The 15,157-nt window shown below is 66.4% G+C and carries 15 protein-coding genes; 2 read left to right on the forward strand and 13 right to left on the reverse strand.

What is annotated here, in order from left to right; all coding sequences use genetic code 11:
* The first annotated feature begins 46 nt into the window (after window positions 1-46).
* Window positions 47-283, forward strand: coding sequence for a hypothetical protein (locus AC07YS_RS13265; protein ID WP_495269346.1), 237 nt, complete (start codon window positions 47-49; stop codon window positions 281-283).
* Window positions 284-473: 190 nt separating this feature from the next.
* Here AC07YS_RS13265 and AC07YS_RS13270 read toward each other — a convergent pair whose 3' ends face one another.
* Window positions 474-1,400 (reverse strand): alpha/beta hydrolase, encoded by a 927-nt coding sequence (locus AC07YS_RS13270; RefSeq protein WP_495269345.1) that lies wholly within the window; start codon window positions 1,398-1,400, stop codon window positions 474-476.
* Between the two features lie 257 nt (window positions 1,401-1,657).
* Here AC07YS_RS13270 and AC07YS_RS13275 point away from each other — a divergent pair, with 257 nt between their 5' ends.
* Complete coding sequence (locus AC07YS_RS13275) at window positions 1,658-2,221, forward strand: metal-independent carbonic anhydrase family protein (RefSeq protein WP_495269344.1); 564 nt, start codon at window positions 1,658-1,660, stop codon at window positions 2,219-2,221.
* Window positions 2,222-2,408: 187 nt separating this feature from the next.
* Here AC07YS_RS13275 and AC07YS_RS13280 read toward each other — a convergent pair whose 3' ends face one another.
* The 12 genes from AC07YS_RS13280 to AC07YS_RS13335 all read right to left on the reverse strand — a co-directional run bounded on the left by AC07YS_RS13280 (window position 2,409) and on the right by AC07YS_RS13335 (window position 15,143).
* Entirely contained in the window at window positions 2,409-2,918 is a 510-nt protein-coding gene (locus AC07YS_RS13280; RefSeq protein ID WP_495269343.1) for a DUF1993 domain-containing protein, read from the reverse strand.
* A 217-nt stretch (window positions 2,919-3,135) separates the two neighbouring features.
* Window positions 3,136-3,405, reverse strand: a complete 270-nt coding sequence (locus AC07YS_RS13285; RefSeq protein ID WP_307582899.1) for a hypothetical protein — start codon at window positions 3,403-3,405, stop codon at window positions 3,136-3,138.
* A gap of 460 nt (window positions 3,406-3,865) precedes the next feature.
* Window positions 3,866-4,837 (reverse strand): NAD(P)H-dependent flavin oxidoreductase, encoded by a 972-nt coding sequence (locus tag AC07YS_RS13290; protein ID WP_495269342.1) that lies wholly within the window; start codon window positions 4,835-4,837, stop codon window positions 3,866-3,868.
* Between the two features lie 12 nt (window positions 4,838-4,849).
* Window positions 4,850-5,782 (reverse strand): electron transfer flavoprotein subunit alpha/FixB family protein, encoded by a 933-nt coding sequence (locus AC07YS_RS13295; RefSeq protein ID WP_495269341.1) that lies wholly within the window; start codon window positions 5,780-5,782, stop codon window positions 4,850-4,852.
* A gap of 13 nt (window positions 5,783-5,795) precedes the next feature.
* The gene (locus AC07YS_RS13300) at window positions 5,796-6,545 is read right to left on the reverse strand and encodes an electron transfer flavoprotein subunit beta/FixA family protein (protein ID WP_070060185.1); all 750 of its coding nucleotides are present in this window, start codon (window positions 6,543-6,545) and stop codon (window positions 5,796-5,798) included.
* A gap of 37 nt (window positions 6,546-6,582) precedes the next feature.
* Entirely contained in the window at window positions 6,583-7,581 is a 999-nt protein-coding gene (locus AC07YS_RS13305) for a Bug family tripartite tricarboxylate transporter substrate binding protein (protein ID WP_447741022.1), read from the reverse strand.
* Between the two features lie 52 nt (window positions 7,582-7,633).
* Window positions 7,634-9,586, reverse strand: coding sequence for an acyl-CoA synthetase (locus AC07YS_RS13310; RefSeq protein WP_495269340.1), 1,953 nt, complete (start codon window positions 9,584-9,586; stop codon window positions 7,634-7,636).
* A gap of 46 nt (window positions 9,587-9,632) precedes the next feature.
* Entirely contained in the window at window positions 9,633-10,631 is a 999-nt protein-coding gene (locus tag AC07YS_RS13315; protein ID WP_159273819.1) for a Bug family tripartite tricarboxylate transporter substrate binding protein, read from the reverse strand.
* Window positions 10,632-10,675: 44 nt separating this feature from the next.
* A complete protein-coding gene (locus AC07YS_RS13320) occupies window positions 10,676-11,884 on the reverse strand; it encodes a CaiB/BaiF CoA transferase family protein (protein WP_095743559.1) in 1,209 nt (402 codons plus the stop codon).
* A gap of 73 nt (window positions 11,885-11,957) precedes the next feature.
* Window positions 11,958-12,773 (reverse strand): oxepin-CoA hydrolase, alternative type, encoded by an 816-nt coding sequence (locus AC07YS_RS13325; protein WP_495269339.1) that lies wholly within the window; start codon window positions 12,771-12,773, stop codon window positions 11,958-11,960.
* A complete protein-coding gene (locus AC07YS_RS13330; RefSeq protein WP_495269338.1) occupies window positions 12,770-13,912 on the reverse strand; it encodes an acyl-CoA dehydrogenase family protein in 1,143 nt (380 codons plus the stop codon). Before AC07YS_RS13330 ends, AC07YS_RS13325 begins: the two co-directional genes overlap by 4 nt.
* A 13-nt stretch (window positions 13,913-13,925) precedes the next feature.
* Window positions 13,926-15,143 (reverse strand): acyl-CoA dehydrogenase family protein, encoded by a 1,218-nt coding sequence (locus AC07YS_RS13335; RefSeq protein ID WP_495269337.1) that lies wholly within the window; start codon window positions 15,141-15,143, stop codon window positions 13,926-13,928.
* Between the last annotated feature and the right edge of the window lie 14 nt (window positions 15,144-15,157).

The raw sequence follows: 15,157 nt of genomic DNA on the forward strand, positions 1-15,157 counted from the left end.
GCACTCGGGCACTTCGCCGTCTGTCACCATTGATATCCCTTCAATCATGAATTCAATCCCTATCTCTTTTGTTATTTTCAAGATTCTCGTGCTCAGCGTGGGCATGTATTTAGCCGTCAAGTGGCATTACGAACGGGGACAGAAGGACAAGAATCAAAAGACAGCTGCAGTGGTACTGACATCCATCAAGGTGGGCGGGGCGTTCGTCGCTTCTGCGTTCCTCGTGCTCTTCCTCACCTTTGAATTTTGCAATTGGATGGGTCTGGACCTGGCCATGCAGTGACTGGAAGTTTTCGGTCGATAGCCCGGATACGGTGCGACTAACGGCACGACCCTTTCAGAGACGGACATCGACACGATGGCGCGGTATTTGGCTGGCATGCCGACGTGCGAGGCGAGCTCGCCGATGGCAAAGTTCTCACCCAGAATTCATGTCAAGTGATCGCCCGGCTGCATCGTCTCGCTGTGATTTGTCAGTGCGCCGAGAGCAGATACTTCATGCCCTGCGTAAAGCCACGCGGCGCGACGGTGAGATGGTCCTCGTCGTTCAGGACCGCTGACTTCAGCTTCAAGCTTGGGTACTTTCTGCTCTGTAGCGTCGTCTCCAGCGTCTGGTTGTCGGCAACCATGTCTACCGTCTGGTTGTAGCGCCGAACACCTTTGCGCAGCGCCTCATAGGCGCCGACATAAAGATAGACATTCGCCTTCAGGTCCCGATTCTGTTTGGCGTAGCTCGCTTCGAGCTTCAAGGCATGTCGTTTGTCGTACCAGAGAGATGGGCTGCCGAGGATATAGCCGTTGAACAAGCCGGGCTCGGTGAAAAGGATCTGCATCCCAAGCAGGGCGCCGTAGGAGTGACCGAGAAAGATTGCTCTGGCCGGGTCGGCCCGGTAGCGAGCGGCGATGAACGGCTTGACCTGGTTGCGCAGATATTCTTGATAGGCGCGCGCCTGACCGTGGACCGCATTGGCAGGCGCGGTGCTGGGGCCGTTCGGTGTCGGTGTGTAGTCGCGCTGGCGGCTGACTGCGCCGTCCTCGCCCTTTGCGTAAGACAGACCGACGAGGATGAATTCCTCGATCTGAGGCCCTTCAACGTTCAGGCGGCGCCCCAACTGCCGGACGATCGGGAAAGCGTAGTCGGCGTCAGTCACATACAGCACGGGGTAGCGCTGCCGCGGCTGCTTCGCATAGGACGGCGGCAAAGCAATGAAGACTTGGTAGCCGCGGCCTGAAACCGGATCGGGCACGTCCCATACCTCGCTGTCGACAACCTCGTAAGGCCGCCCCTCGCCGGGCTGCACCTTGGGCGTCGTTTGGGCTTGGGCGCGTGCCGGATCGCCAGAGATGCCGAAGCTGGCGATGAGGGCAACCAGCAAGGCATTCAGAAAACGTTGTTGCATGTGATGAGGTCTTCGCAGATCGGAGGAAATTCTGGTGCAGACCGAGAGGATGGCTTTCGTTCGACACCTGTCCCACGAGACAGGCCTGCACGCCTGGCTGTCTCGCGAATGCACAACCATTCATTTCATTTGCATCTTTTACTCAGAGCAAATCAGCTGGCGCATCATGCCTTGTGCATATCGTATGGATGCACTTTGGGTCTCGGCTCGACCCACCCGGCCGCTCCGGTATCCAACTACTTCAATTGGAGACCCAAATGAAAAAATTCATTCCCAGCGCCATCGCCAGCCTCCTGATCGTCGGGGCCATCTTGCCGGTCGCCGCCAAGGAGAAAGTCGTCGACCGGAGCATCACGGAAGCGGAAGTCCTGGGGGCCCAGCAGGCCTGGTGCAAGGCGCTGGTCGACATCAGCGCTGCGAATTCCAGCGGAGGGCAGCCGGCCGCCAGGGCGCTGGCCGAGAAGGTCATCGACAGCGCCTACGCCTACCAACTGGGCGCAGTGCTGTTCAAGCCGACGCTCACGACATCGCCGCAGACCTTCCGCACCGCTCGCGACGGCGCGCTGGCGTACTTCGTGGGTGGCAACCCTGCCTTTCCCAACGACACCGGCTTCGCCCTGAAGGGCTGGACCAAATGCGAGATTGCCAACAGTGCCGTGCTCATCCACGGCGACGTGGCCAGCACGCTGGGTAACGTGCTGTTCACTGACCCGGACGGCAAGGTCACCACGGTCGACAAGACCTGGACGTTCGTGAAGGACGGTGCCGGCAAGCTGCGCATCGTCGTGCATCACTCGTCGCTGCCGTACGCTGGCCGTTGAACACCGCGTTCGAGTGCCGGCAGGCCCAGGCTCTGGTGTGGCGCCTTCAAGGGGCCTTCATCGGGTGATGAAGGTCCCTCGGAGGACCGTCATTGGCGGCTCAAAGGCGCGAATCGGTGGCAGCACGCCGCACGCTTGCACTTCGAGCGGCAGTGGCCAGAGTGGCTGAACGCCTGTCTGTCTTGGGTCAGTAGGCACCCATGTAGTCGCGCTTGCCGATCTCCATACCGTTGTGGCGCAAGATGGCATAGGTGGTGGTCACGTGGAAGAAAAACTGCGGCAGTCCGTAGTGCAGAAGGTATGCGCTTGCGGTCAGCTTCTTTTCCTTGGGGGTGCCGGGGCGCAACACGATCTCGCGGCTCTCGCTGGAATCGAATTGCTCAGGCTTGAAGGAGCCGATATGGGCCAAAGCTTTGGCGATCAACGATTGCAGGTCGGCGAAGCTGACCTCGGTGTCGGGCCAGGACGGCACCTCGGCACCCGCCAGGCGGGAGGCAATGCCCTTGGAGAAGTCTGCGGCGATCTGTACCTGACGTACCAGCGGAAACATGTCAGGGAACAGCCGCGCCTGCAGCAGCGCATTGGGATCGATATTTCTTTGCGTCGCCTGGTCTTCGGCCTTCTTGAGCACGTCGGACAGGGCGCGCAGCATCTGCTGCATGACGGGAACGGAGGCGTTGTACAGCGGGCTGGTCATGGTGAGTTCACTTCTAAAATTTTGGGCACGATGGCCGGAGTTGGCGTGGCAGGGGCCCTGCCGACCAGGTAAGGCTAACAGCACAGGGCGAACTGGATCGCCCCGGCTTTTGTTGCCAGCTTTTCTTCCCGCTGGTAGTCGGAACAGCCGCGTTGAAGGGCAGTTCACTGGCAAGAAGGGGAGCGCGCCGCGAACCCTGCAGCCCGCAGACCAGCCGCTAACCGCCGGTCTCAAGCGCTGCGCGTCGCGCCTTCTCGCTCAGTTGAAACAGCTCTCCAGCCTTGCGAGCGAGATCAGCCGCAAGCCAAAGCACGTTGTCCAGCCGTCCAGGCCCGTCACCGCTGCACCAGTCGATCTCTTCCCCGTGGCAGACCCACAGGAGAGCTTCGAGTTGAGAGAGGGTGTTTTCGAGAAGATCCGCCGGGTCTTGGGCATTGTCTTCGGGAGCTACCGGCGTAGTTGGCCGGGCTATAGTCTTGGTAGCCATTTATGTGCGCTCCTTAGAGGTGATTGCACGTTTTTGGTTAGACGGCTGGGGTGCTAGTAACACCTCGGCCGTCGCCTTTTGATACCTCGCATCTGCATCGCTGCTTTCGCACCGACAACCTGCCGCGAGGCAAGCAGCCTTCAAACATCTCAGTAGGGGGTGGGGTGTGGCGCCTTTCTTCTTCCCTTGGTGGGGTGTCGAGTGACAGGGGCATTCACTCTAGAGAAGAACCCGGCGAAGTGGCCGGTTCATGCGGCACGAAGTCTCGGCGAGCGCCAACAAATGCAGCTTCTGCGATGCGCCGCGCACGGACCTCGTGGGCCCGTGCCGCGCCAGTCCGAAGCGGCTTTGAACGCTCACGTCGATGGGGTGCCTTGCGCAGCGAAATCAAGGAGGAGGGCGAAGCCCCGGGGGACATTCGCGGAGCAAGGCGCCCCGTCGGCGGGAGCGCGGCAGAGCTTCAGTTCATCCAGCTGCGGGCGAGGTCCAGATGCTCACGGCACTCGCGCACCATGCGTTCCAGCAGTTCCGCGCAGGTCGGGATGTCGTCGATCAGCCCGATGCACTGGCCGGCCGAGACCACGCCGTTGTGCACCTCGCCCGACTCCAGCGCCGCGCGGCCGCGTGCACCGGCCACCAAGGGGCGGATGTCCTCGAACTCGCAGCCGCCCGGACGGCGTTCGGTGGCCACCACTTCTTCGGAGATCGCGTTGCGGAACACGCGTGCCGTGTTGTGCAGGGTGCGGAACATCAGCTTGGTGTCGCGCTCGGTCGCGGCCACCAGCGCCTGCTTGATGTTGTCGTGGATCGGCGCTTCCTGGGTCACGCAGAAGCGCGTGCCCATGTTGATGCCCTCGGCGCCCAGCGCCAGTGCGGCGGCCATGCCGCGGCCGTCGGCGATGCCGCCCGACGCGATGATCGGAATGCGCAGCTTGCGCGCCGCCACCGGCAGCAGCACGAGGCCGGGCACGTCGTCTTCGCCCGGGTGGCCCGCGCATTCGAAGCCGTCCACGGACACCGCGTCGACGCCGTTGCGCTCGGCCGAGAGCGCGTGGCGCACCGAGGTGCACTTGTGGACGATCTTCACGTCGTGGCGCTTCAGGGCCTCGATGAAGTCCTTCGGGCTGTTGCCCGCGGTCTCCACGATCTTCACGCCGCTGTCGATGATGGCCTGCACGTACTCGGCGTACGGCGGCGGCTTCACCGCCGGCAGGATCGTGAGGTTCACGCCGAAGGGCTTGTCGGTCATCGTGCGCGTGCGCTCGATTTCTTGGCGCAGGTCGTCGGGCGTGGGCTGCGTGAGCGCCGTGAGAATACCCAGGCCGCCGGCGTTCGACACGGCCGCGGCCAGCTCGGCGCGGCCCACCCATTGCATGCCGCCCTGGATGATGGGGTAGCGGATGCCGAGCAGTTCGGTGATGCGGGTCTTCATCGTCGCAGCCGCTTACAGCGTGGTCACGAGTTCGGGCACGGCCGTGAACAGGTCGGCCACGAGGCCGTAGTCGGCCACCGAGAAGATCGGTGCTTCTTCGTCCTTGTTGATCGCGACGATGACCTTCGAGTCCTTCATGCCGGCCAGATGCTGGATGGCACCCGAGATGCCCGCGGCGATGTACAGCTGCGGCGCGACGATCTTGCCGGTCTGGCCCACTTGCCAGTCGTTCGGGGCGTAGCCTGCGTCCACTGCGGCGCGGCTTGCACCGAGGCCGGCGTTGAGCTTGTCGGCCAGCGGCGTCATCACTTCGTTGAACTTCTCGGCGCTGCCCAACGCGCGGCCACCGGAGACGATGATCTTGGCGGCCGTCAGTTCGGGGCGGTCGCTCTTCGTGACTTCACGGCCGACGAAGGTTGACTTGCCGCTGTCTGCAACGCCTTCAGCGGTTTCGATCGCTGCGCTGCCACCGGTGGCAGCGGCTGCGTCGAAGCCGGTCGTGCGCACGGTGATCACCTTGGTGGCATCGGTGCTCTGCACGGTGGCGATGGCGTTGCCGGCGTAGATCGGGCGCTCGAAGGTGTCGGGGCTGACAACCAAAGTGATGTCGGAGATCTGTGCCACGTCCAGCTTGGCGGCCACGCGCGGCGCGACGTTCTTGCCGTTGGCGGTCGAGGGGAACAGGATGTGGCTGTAGTTGCCGGCGATGGTCAGCACTTGGGCTGCGACGTTTTCAGCGAGGTTCTCGGCCAGCGATGCGCTGTCGGCAGCGATCACCTTGGACACGCCCGCGATCTGCGCGGCGGCCTTGGCGGCCTCGGCGGCGTTGGCACCGGCCACGAGGATGTGGACGTCGCCACCGCAAGCCAGCGCGGCGGTCACGGTGTTGAGGGTGGCCGGCTTGATGCTGGCGTGGTCGTGTTCGGCAATGACGAGTGCGGTCATGTTCGTTTCTTCCTCAGATCACTTTGGCTTCGTTCTTGAGCTTGTCCACCAGGGTGGCAACGTCGGGCACCTTGATGCCGGCGCCACGCTTCGGGGGCTCGCTGACCTTGAGGGTCTTCAGGCGGGGCTTGACGTCCACGCCCAGGTCTTCGGGCTTGAAGGTGTCCAGCTGCTTCTTCTTGGCCTTCATGATGTTGGGCAGCGTCACATAGCGCGGCTCGTTCAGGCGCAGGTCGGTCGTGATGACCGCGGGCAGCGTGAGCGTCAGGGTTTCCATGCCGCCGTCGACTTCGCGTGCGACGGTGACCTTGTCGGCTGCGAGGTCGACCTTCGAGGCGAAGGTGGCTTGGGGCAGGTCGGCCAGCGCAGCCAGCATCTGGCCGGTCTGGTTGGCGTCGTCGTCGATGGCTTGCTTGCCCAGGATGATCAGCTGGGGCTGTTCCTTGTCGACCAGCGCCTTCAGCAGCTTGGCAACCGCGAGAGGTTGCAGCTCTTCGGCGGTCTCGACCAGGATGCCGCGATCGGCGCCGATGGCCATCGCGGTGCGCAGGGTTTCCTGGCACTTCGCGTCACCGCAGGAGACGGCGATGACTTCGGTCACGATGCCCTTTTCCTTCAGCCGAACCGCTTCTTCGACAGCGATCTCGTCGAAGGGGTTCATGCTCATCTTGACGTTGGCAATGTCCACCCCGGTGCCGTCGCTCTTGACGCGCACCTTCACGTTGTAATCGACGACCCGTTTGACAGGCACCAGAACTTTCATGGCTGTTCCTCTTGAATGACAAAAATGGGAAAAGGGGTTACTCGAGCTTGGCGCCCGACTGCTTGATCAGGCGCTCCCACACGGGGCGCTCCTGCTTCCAGGCCGCGGCAAAGAGCTCGGGCGAGCTGTCCTTGATCTCGAAGCCCATGGCCGCGACGCGCTCGCGCACGTCGGGCTGCTGCGTCGCCTTGCGCACTTCGTCGGCGATGCGGTCCACGATGGCCTTGGGTGTCTTGGCGGGCGCTGCAATGGCGAGCCAGCCGGTCACGCGGTAGGCCTCGTCCTTCAGGCCTTGCTCGGCCAGCGTGGGCACGTTGGGCAGCGTGCTCATGCGGCGCTCGCCGGTCACGCCGACGGCCTTGAGCTTGCCCGCGTCGATGTGCGGCTTGGCCGCGAGCGCGCTCGCGTAGGCCATCTGGATCTGGCCGCCGATCAGGTCCTGCACCATCGGCGCCTCGCCCTTGTAGGCGACGTGGTTCATGTCGGCCTGCTGCGTGAGGCTCATGTGCGCGCCGGCCAGGTGCGGGTAGGCGCCCACGCCGTACGAACCGTAGGCGACCTTGCCCTTGTTCGCGGCCACGTACTTCAGCAGCTCGGGGCCGGTCTTGGCGGGCACGCTGGGGTGCACCACCAGCACCAGCGGCGCCATCGCGATCTGGTAGACCAGCGTGAGGTCGCGCTGCGTGTCGTAGGGCAGCTTCTCGTAGAGGAACTCGTTGGTCATGAGCGAGTTGCTCAGCGACAGCACGATGGTGTAGCCGTCGGGCGCGGCCTTGGCGACCGTGTCGGTGCCGATGATGCCGGCCGCGCCGGGCTTGTTGTCCACCACGATGGGCTGGCCCATGCTGGCCGACATCTTCTGGCCCAGCACGCGCGCCAGCACGTCGGTCGCGCCGCCGGCCTGGAAGGGCACGACGAGGCGGATCGGCTTGTTCGGGTAGGGCGCCTGCGCATGCGCGGGGGCCAGCGCGAACAGCGCGGCGGTCGATGCTGCCGCGCACAGCAGGGCGCGGCGGGTCGAGGGTTGATGGGTCATGGTTTGTCTCCCGTTCGGTTTCAGAAAATCGTGTCGAAGAAGAAGCAGGGGGTCACTTCAGCGCGATGCGCGTCTTGAAGGGCAGGGGCTCCAGGGCCTTCTGCAGCCGCTCCTGCAATGCAGCGGCTTGTGCGCCCGTTGCAGCGGCGTCGATCTGCACGTGCACGAGGCTTTCGCCTTCGGTGCTCACTGCCGGCCGGGCTGCATCGCCCACGCCGAGTGCGGCGCAGACCTCGGCGACCGTGGCCGCCACCACCTGCCGCGCGGCCATGGCGCGCAGTTCGGGCTTGTAGATCTTGCCGACGTTGGTCATCGGCATCGTGGCGATCACCGACACCCACTTGGGACGGGCCGGTGCCTCGTCGACGCGCGCGGAGGTGAAGGCCAGCAGCTCGTCCTCGGTGGCCGAGGCGCCGGGCACCAGCGTCGCGAAGATCACGGGCAGCTCGCCCGCGTAGGCATCGGGCGCACCGACGGCGGCGCACAACTGCACGGCGGGGTGCGCGCCCAGTGCGTCCTCGATGGTCTTGGGGTCGATGTTGTGGCCGCTGCGGATGATCAGGTCCTTCGAGCGGCCCGTGAGGTGCAGCCGCTCTTCGGCGTCCATCCAGCCCAGGTCGCCGGTGGCGAGCCAGCCGTCGGCGGTGAAGGCCTTGGCGTTGTCGGCCGGATCGACGAAACCCGAGAACACGTTGGGCGACTTGAACAGCACCATGCCGGTCTCGCCCTGTGCCACCTCGCGGTCGCTGGCGTTGCCGTTCTCGTCCAGCGCCACGATGCGCACCTGCGCATAGGGCAGGCGAAAGCCGACGCAGCCTGCGGGCCCGTTCACGCCGGGCGGCGTGATGGTCGAGATGCCGGCCATCTCGGTCATGCCCAGGCTCTCGTGCACGTGCAGGCCGAACAGGCGCTCGAAGCGCGCGGCCAGCTCGGGCGCGAGCACGGCGGCGCCGGTGCGGCAGTAGGTGATGGACGAGATGTCGGCGCCGTCCAGCGGCACGTTGGCCAGCGCGGCGAGCACCGTGGGCACGGCGGACAGCGAGGTCGGGCGGTACTTCTCGACCAGCTTCCAGTAGTTGGCCAGCACCTCCTTGTTGCGCAGCAGCGAGGGTGTCGGAATGATCACCTCCACGCCCGCCGACAGCGACGAGAGCGAGGCCGGAAGCACGCCCGCCACATGGAACAGCGGGTAGCCGTTGATCGAGATGCCCTGCTCGTTCATGCCCGCGAGCTGCACGCTGGCCCAGGCGGTGAACACCTGCGCGCCGTGGCTGTGGCGCGCGAGCTTGGGCGCGCCCGTGGTGCCGCCGGTGTGGAAGTAGGCGGCGATGTCGGTGGGCGCGATGTCGCGGCCGCTCACGAGGCGGTCGCTCGGTTGCGCGGCGCGCAGCACGTCGAACTCGGCCACGCCTTCGGGCAACGCACCCGCAGAACCCGGTGCCTCGTCGTGCGGCGCCACGCGCAGCACGGTGGTGAGCGTGGGCACCTGGCCGCGCAGGCGCATCGCCTTCGACCACATGCCCGATTCTGCGTCCGAGCCGTAGGCGATCAGCACCTTGGCGCGCGCTGCGGTCATCAGTGCGACCAGCTTCTCGTCGGTGAGCAGCGGGTTCAGCGGCTGCACGATGCCGGCGGCCTCGCCGCCCCACAGCGCCAGGTGGTACTCGAGGCAACCGGGCAGCAGCACCGCCACAGCATCGTCAGGCCCCACGCCCAGCGTGTGCAGCAGGTTCGCGGTCTGGTGGATGCCCGCGAGCAGCTGCGCGTACGACCAGCGGATGGGTTCATCCGCCGGGTTGCCGCTGCGCAGGAAGGTGAGCGCGGTCTTGTCGCCGAAGGCCGCGCCGGAATTGCGGAAGAGCTCGTAGGTGCTGCGCACCGTGAGCGCTTCGTCGAGCGGCGTTGCTTCGAGCGCGCGGATGTCGGCGAGCCCGCGCACCGGGAACCGGGGGCGGAACGGTGTGCCGATGACGTTGTTGTTGTTCTTGTCGTTGCCTGTTGTCATGTTGTCTCCTTGAGGGGTCTTGCCGGCTGCGGACGGAGGCCGTGTCTTACTGGTTCGTGATCTTGTTGTCGCGAATGACCTTGCCCCAGCGCTCGAAGTCCTGGCGCATGCGCGTGGCGGTCTGTTCCGGCGTGCCGTAGGCCGCGAAGGAGCCCACGCTCTGCAGCTTCTCGCCGACTTCCTTGTCGGCCAGCGCCTTCTTCAGCTCGGCGCTCATGCGGTCCACCACGGCCTGCGGCGTGCCGGCCGGGGCCAGCAGTCCGCCCCACGAGGTGGCGTCGAAGCCGGGGAAGCCCTGCTCGGCCACGGTCTTCACGTCGGGCAGCAGGCTCACGCGCTTGCCGGAGCCCACGGCGATGGGGCGCAGCGTGCCGGCGCGGATGTGCGGGATCACGGCCACGAGGTCGGAGAACATCGCGGGCACCTGGCCGCCGATGAGGTCGGTCACGGCCGGGGCGCTGCCGCGGTAGGGCACGTGCTGCATCTCGAACTTGCCGATGTTCTTCAGCTGCTCGGTCGTCAGGTGGCCGAAGCTGCCGGCGCCGGCGGTCGTGTAGTTGAGCTTGCCGCCGTCGGCCTTGGCCTTGGCGATCAGGTCCTGCAGGCCGTTCACGCCGGGCAGGGCCTTCGGGTTCACCACCATCACGATCGGCAGGTCGTACACCGTGCCCACGGGCGTGAAGTTCTTGAAGATGTCGTAGGGCACGGTGCCGTACAGGTGCGAGGCCAGCAGCGTCGGCGTGGCCAGCATCACGAAGGTGTAGCCGTCGGGTGCGGCCTTGGCCGCAAAGGCCGCGCCGATGGTGCCCGAGGCGCCGCTGCGGTTGTCGACCAGGATGTTCTGCTTGAGCGCGAGCGACATCTTCTGCGCCACGATGCGCGAAGCCACGTCGGTCGGGCCGCCGGGCGGGAAGGGCACGACCAGCGTGATCGGCTTGGTCGGCCAGGCTTGGGCGAAGGCGCTGCCTGCGAGAAGGGGAAGGGCCAGCGCGAGCAGGGCGCGGCGCACGGGGTTGCGGGGGGTACGGAGGAACGGGAAGGCCATGGATTTCTCTTCAGGGATGCGGGCGTTGTCTTCGCGTGGTGCGATCAGACGACGCCATTCGTTTTCAGCGCTGCCAGCTTTTCATCCGACAGGCCGAGCAGGGACTTCAGCACGTCGTGCGTGCCTTCGCCCAAAGTGGGCGGCGCGCTGCGCACGGGCAGGCGCTCGCCATCGAAACGGTAGGGAGGCGCCAGCACATTGACTTCGCCGGCCACCGGGTGCGGCTGCTTGGTCACCAGGCCGGCGTCGGTCGCGCGCGGGGAGTTCAATGCTTCCAGCAGGCCCAGCACTTCGCCGCAGGGGATGCCCGAGGCGTTGAGCTTTTCGAGCAACGCGGCGCGCGGGCGCTTCGCGAGTTCGGCGGTCAGCTCGGGCAGCAGCGCTGCGCGGTTGGCCGAGCGCAGGATGTTGGTCTTGAAGCGCTCGTCGGCGGCCAGGTCGGGGCGCTCGATCACCTCGGTGCAGAAGCGCATGAACTGGGCGTTGTTGCCCACGGTGATCACCAGCGGGCCGTCGGCCGCGTCGAACACGCCGTAGGGCACGATCGACGGGTGCGAGTTGCCGTAGCGCGGCGGGTCTTCGCCCATCAGCAGCGCTTCCAGGCCGTAGTAGGCGGTGATCATCAGGCCGCAGTCGAACAGCGCCATCTCGATGTGGCGGCCCGTGCCGGTCTTCTCGCGCTGGTAGAGCGCGGCCAGCACGGCCTGCGCCGAGTACATGCCGGTGAACAGGTCGACGGCGGCCACGCCGAACTTCAGCGGCGGCTGGTTGGCTTCGCCGTTGAGCGCCATCAGGCCGGCCTCGCCCTGCACCACGAGGTCGTAGCCGGGGCGTGCGGCCTCGGGGCCGGTGCGGTCGTAGCCCGAGATCGAGCAGTAGATGAGGCCCGGGTTGTCCTTGCGCAGCTGTTCGTAGCCCAGGCCCAGCTTGTCGATGCCGCCGAACTTGAAGTTCTGGATCACCACGTCGCACTGCTTGGCGAGGTCGCGCGCGATCTGCTGGCCTTCGGGCGTCTGCAGGTCGAGTGTGACGGAGCGCTTGTTGCGGTTCACGCTGTTGAAGTAGGCGGTCTCGGTCTTGCCCACGCGCAGGCCCCAGTCGCGCGTGTCGTCGCCGCGGCCCGGGTGCTCGACCTTGATCACCTCGGCGCCCATGTCGGCCAGCACCATGCCGCACCAGGGGCCGGCAAGGATGCGGGACAGATCGAGGACGCGCACGCCGGCGAGCGGCAGCGAGGAATTCAGCGAGGGCATGGGAACAACTCCAGGAAAACGAAAGACCCCCGCATCTGCATCGGCATGCACACGCGGGGAGGGGCTCAGCGCGTCAGGACGCGTCGGGCTGGGGTGCGTGGCGCAACGCGACGAAGTCGGCCTTGCGCTTGCCGAGGAAGGCGCCGATGCCTTCGGCGGCTTCGGCGTCGGCCTGCGACGTCACCATGTAGACCGCTTCGGCCTCGAGTTGTTCCTCGAGCGTTGCACGATGGGCCTGGCGGCACAGCGTCTTGATGCGTGCGCTCGCGCGCTGCGGGCCGTTGGCCACCTTGGCAGCGAGTGCGATGGCCTCGGCCAGCGCGCCGCCCTTGTCGGTCAGGCGGTTCACCGCGCCCATCGCGTGCAGGCGCTCGGCCGTGAGGCGGTCGCCGGTGAGGCACAGCTCGGTGAGCAGCTGGCGCGAGACGAACTCCGCGAGGAAGGCCGTGGCGCCGCCGTCGGGCGTGAGGCCGACCTTGACGTAGGCCACCGTGTAGAACGCATCGCGCGCCGACACCAGCATGTCGCAGGCCAGCGCCATCGACAGGCCCGCGCCGGCCGCGCCGCCTTCGACCGCCGCGATCACGGGCTTGCCGCAGTCGCGGATCGCGCGGATCAGGTCGTGCAGGCCTTCGAGCTTCTCGCGGCGTTCGGCCTCGGGCAGTTCGCGGCGCTTGGCCAGCAGGTTCAGGTCGCCGCCCGAGCAGAAGAAGTCGCCCGCGCCGGTGAAGACGATGGCGCCCACCTCGGGGTCGTTCTGCGCGTCGGTGAGCGCGGCGGAGAGTTCGGCGTACAGCGTCGGCGTGATCGCGTTGCGCGCGGCCGGGTTGCTGTTGGTCAGGATGCGGACGGCGCCTTCCTGCGAGATGAGGACGGTCTTGTCCGTCATGCCGCGACCTCTTTGCCCAGAGCGATGTAGCGCTGCAGGTGGTGGTCTTCATCGCCGAGCTGGTGATCGATCATCACGAGGCGCTTGGCGTAGTGGGGCAGCGGCAGCTCCCAGGTCATGCCGATGCCGCCGTGCATCTGGATGCTCTCTTCGGCCACCAGCGCGCCGATGCGGCCGATGCTGAACTTGGCGGCCGACAGCGCGCGCTCGCGCGCCGCGCGGTCGCTGCCGTCGATGGCGGCGGCGGCGTTGATCACGGCCGAGCGGGCCTGTTCGATCTCGAGCAGCAGGTCGGCCATGCGGTGCTGCAGGGCCTGAAAGCTGCCGATGAGGATGCCGAACTGCTTGCGCGTGCGCAGGTACTCGAGCGTGGCGGTCTTGGCGGCTTCCATCGCGCCCAGTGCCTCGGCGCACAGCGCGAGCACGCCGCGGCCGATGGCGCGCTCCAGCGTGGCGGCGCCCTGGCCTTCGGCGCCCAGCAGCGCGTCGGCGCCGAGCGTCACGCCGTCGAGCGTGAGTTCGGCCACGCGGCCACCGTCGATCGCGGGGCAGCCGCGCACGGTGAGGCCGGCGGTCTTGGCGGGCACGAGGAAGAGCGAGATGCCCGTTGCGTCGTCCACGTTGCCCGAGGTGCGGGCCGAGACCAGGAACAGGTCGGCCTGCTCGCCCTGCGGCACCACGGCCTTGGCGCCCTGGAGCACCCAGCCGTCGCCGCTGCGTTCGGCCTTCGTGGCCACGCGCGTGCGCTCGTAGTGCGTGTCGGCTTCGTCGTGCGCAAAGGCCGCCACGGTCACGCCGTTGACGATGTCGCCGATCTTCTCTTTCTGCGCGTCGCTGCCGGCGGCGCTGATCGCCTCGCCGACCATCACGGCGCCCAGCAGCGGCTCGACCACGAGGCCGCGACCCAGCGCTTCGAAGACCACGGCAATGTCGAAGCCGCTGCCGCCGAAGCCGCCGTCGGCCTCGCTGAACAGCGCGCCGATCACGCCGAGCTCGGCGAAGTTCTGGAAGATTTCCTTGCTGAAACCGTGCGCCGACTTCGCGATGCGGTCGCGCGCATCGAAGGCGTACTGCTCGGCGATGAAGCGGTTCAGGCTGTCGGCGAGCATGCGCCGGTCTTCGGTGTGTTCGAAGTTCATGTGCGTCTCTCCTTTACAGCCCGAGGATCATCTTGGAGATGATGTTCTTCTGGATTTCGTTCGAGCCGCCGAAGATCGACAGCTTGCGGTTGTTGAAGTAGCGCGACGCGGCGGCCTTGGCATAGGCCGGGCCGAAGGTCTCGCCGCCGTTCTCGGTGTAGCCGTCCTGCAGCGCTTCGGCGACGAAGGGGCGGCCGTACACGCCCATGGCGCGGCGCGCGAGCGACGAGATCTCCTGGCGAATCTCCGTGCCGCGAATCTTCAGCATCGAGCTTTCCGCACCGGGCACGCCGCCGCCGGCCACGGCCGCGATCACGCGCAGGTTGGTCGTCTTCATGTTCTCCAGGTCGATCTCGACACGCGCCAGGCGTGCCGCGAAGGCCGGGTCGTCCGCCAGCGGCTTGCCGTTCTTGGTCTGCGACGCGGCGATGCCCTTGAGTTGCTCGAGCGCGGCCACCGAGAAGCCCACGCCCGCGATGTTGGTGCGTTCGTAGGTCAGCAGGTACTTGGCGCAGGTCCAGCCCTTGTTCTCTTCGCCCACGAGGTTCTCGGCGGGCACGCGCACGTCGGAGAAGAACACCTCGTTGACTTCATGCTCGCCGTCCAGCGTGATGATCGGGCGCACTTCCACGCCGGGCGAGGTCATGTCGACCAGCAGGAAGCTGATGCCTTCCTGCTTCTTCGCCTCGCGGTTGGTGCGCACCAGGCAGAAGATCATGTTGGCGTGCTGGCCCAGCGTGGTCCAGGTCTTCTGGCCGTTCACGATGTAGTGGTCGCCCTGCGCGTCGATGCCGCGCACGGCCGTGGTCTTCACCGCGGCCAGGTCGGAGCCCGCGCCGGGTTCGGAGTAGCCCTGGCACCACCAGTCGGCGCCGCTCAGGATGCGCGGCAGCCAGTAGCTCTTTTGCGCCTCGTTGCCGTACTTGATGAGCACCGGGCCCAGCATGTTGACGCCGAAGGGCACGATGCGCGGCGCGAAGGCCAGGGCACATTCGTTCTCGAAGATGAACTTCTCGACCGCGGTCCAACCCGGGCCGCCGTACTGCTCGGGCCAGTGGTTGGCGAGCCAGCCGCGCTCGTTCAGGATGGCGTGCCATTCCTGCATGTCGGCCTTTTCCAGGATCTTGCCGCCGCGCACCTTGTCGGACAGCCGCGCGGGCAGCTTGTTGGCCAGGAAGCTGCGCACTTCGCTGCGGAAGGCTTCTTCTTCGGTCGTGAAGTTCAGGTCCATCGCGGACTCCTCAA

The organism is Variovorax sp. GW458-11-26-14-LB1, assembly GCF_059423965.1.

Coding starts and splice junctions, on each gene's coding strand:
- AC07YS_RS13265 (WP_495269346.1), top strand. CDS start 47: ATGAATTCAATCCCTATCTCTTTTGTTATTTTCAAGATTCTCGTGCTC.
- AC07YS_RS13270 (WP_495269345.1), bottom strand. CDS start 1,400: ATGCAACAACGTTTTCTGAATGCCTTGCTGGTTGCCCTCATCGCCAGC.
- AC07YS_RS13275 (WP_495269344.1), top strand. CDS start 1,658: ATGAAAAAATTCATTCCCAGCGCCATCGCCAGCCTCCTGATCGTCGGG.
- AC07YS_RS13280 (WP_495269343.1), bottom strand. CDS start 2,918: ATGACCAGCCCGCTGTACAACGCCTCCGTTCCCGTCATGCAGCAGATG.
- AC07YS_RS13285 (WP_307582899.1), bottom strand. CDS start 3,405: ATGGCTACCAAGACTATAGCCCGGCCAACTACGCCGGTAGCTCCCGAA.
- AC07YS_RS13290 (WP_495269342.1), bottom strand. CDS start 4,837: ATGAAGACCCGCATCACCGAACTGCTCGGCATCCGCTACCCCATCATC.
- AC07YS_RS13295 (WP_495269341.1), bottom strand. CDS start 5,782: ATGACCGCACTCGTCATTGCCGAACACGACCACGCCAGCATCAAGCCG.
- AC07YS_RS13300 (WP_070060185.1), bottom strand. CDS start 6,545: ATGAAAGTTCTGGTGCCTGTCAAACGGGTCGTCGATTACAACGTGAAG.
- AC07YS_RS13305 (WP_447741022.1), bottom strand. CDS start 7,581: ATGACCCATCAACCCTCGACCCGCCGCGCCCTGCTGTGCGCGGCAGCA.
- AC07YS_RS13310 (WP_495269340.1), bottom strand. CDS start 9,586: ATGACAACAGGCAACGACAAGAACAACAACAACGTCATCGGCACACCG.
- AC07YS_RS13315 (WP_159273819.1), bottom strand. CDS start 10,631: ATGGCCTTCCCGTTCCTCCGTACCCCCCGCAACCCCGTGCGCCGCGCC.
- AC07YS_RS13320 (WP_095743559.1), bottom strand. CDS start 11,884: ATGCCCTCGCTGAATTCCTCGCTGCCGCTCGCCGGCGTGCGCGTCCTC.
- AC07YS_RS13325 (WP_495269339.1), bottom strand. CDS start 12,773: ATGACGGACAAGACCGTCCTCATCTCGCAGGAAGGCGCCGTCCGCATC.
- AC07YS_RS13330 (WP_495269338.1), bottom strand. CDS start 13,912: ATGAACTTCGAACACACCGAAGACCGGCGCATGCTCGCCGACAGCCTG.
- AC07YS_RS13335 (WP_495269337.1), bottom strand. CDS start 15,143: ATGGACCTGAACTTCACGACCGAAGAAGAAGCCTTCCGCAGCGAAGTG.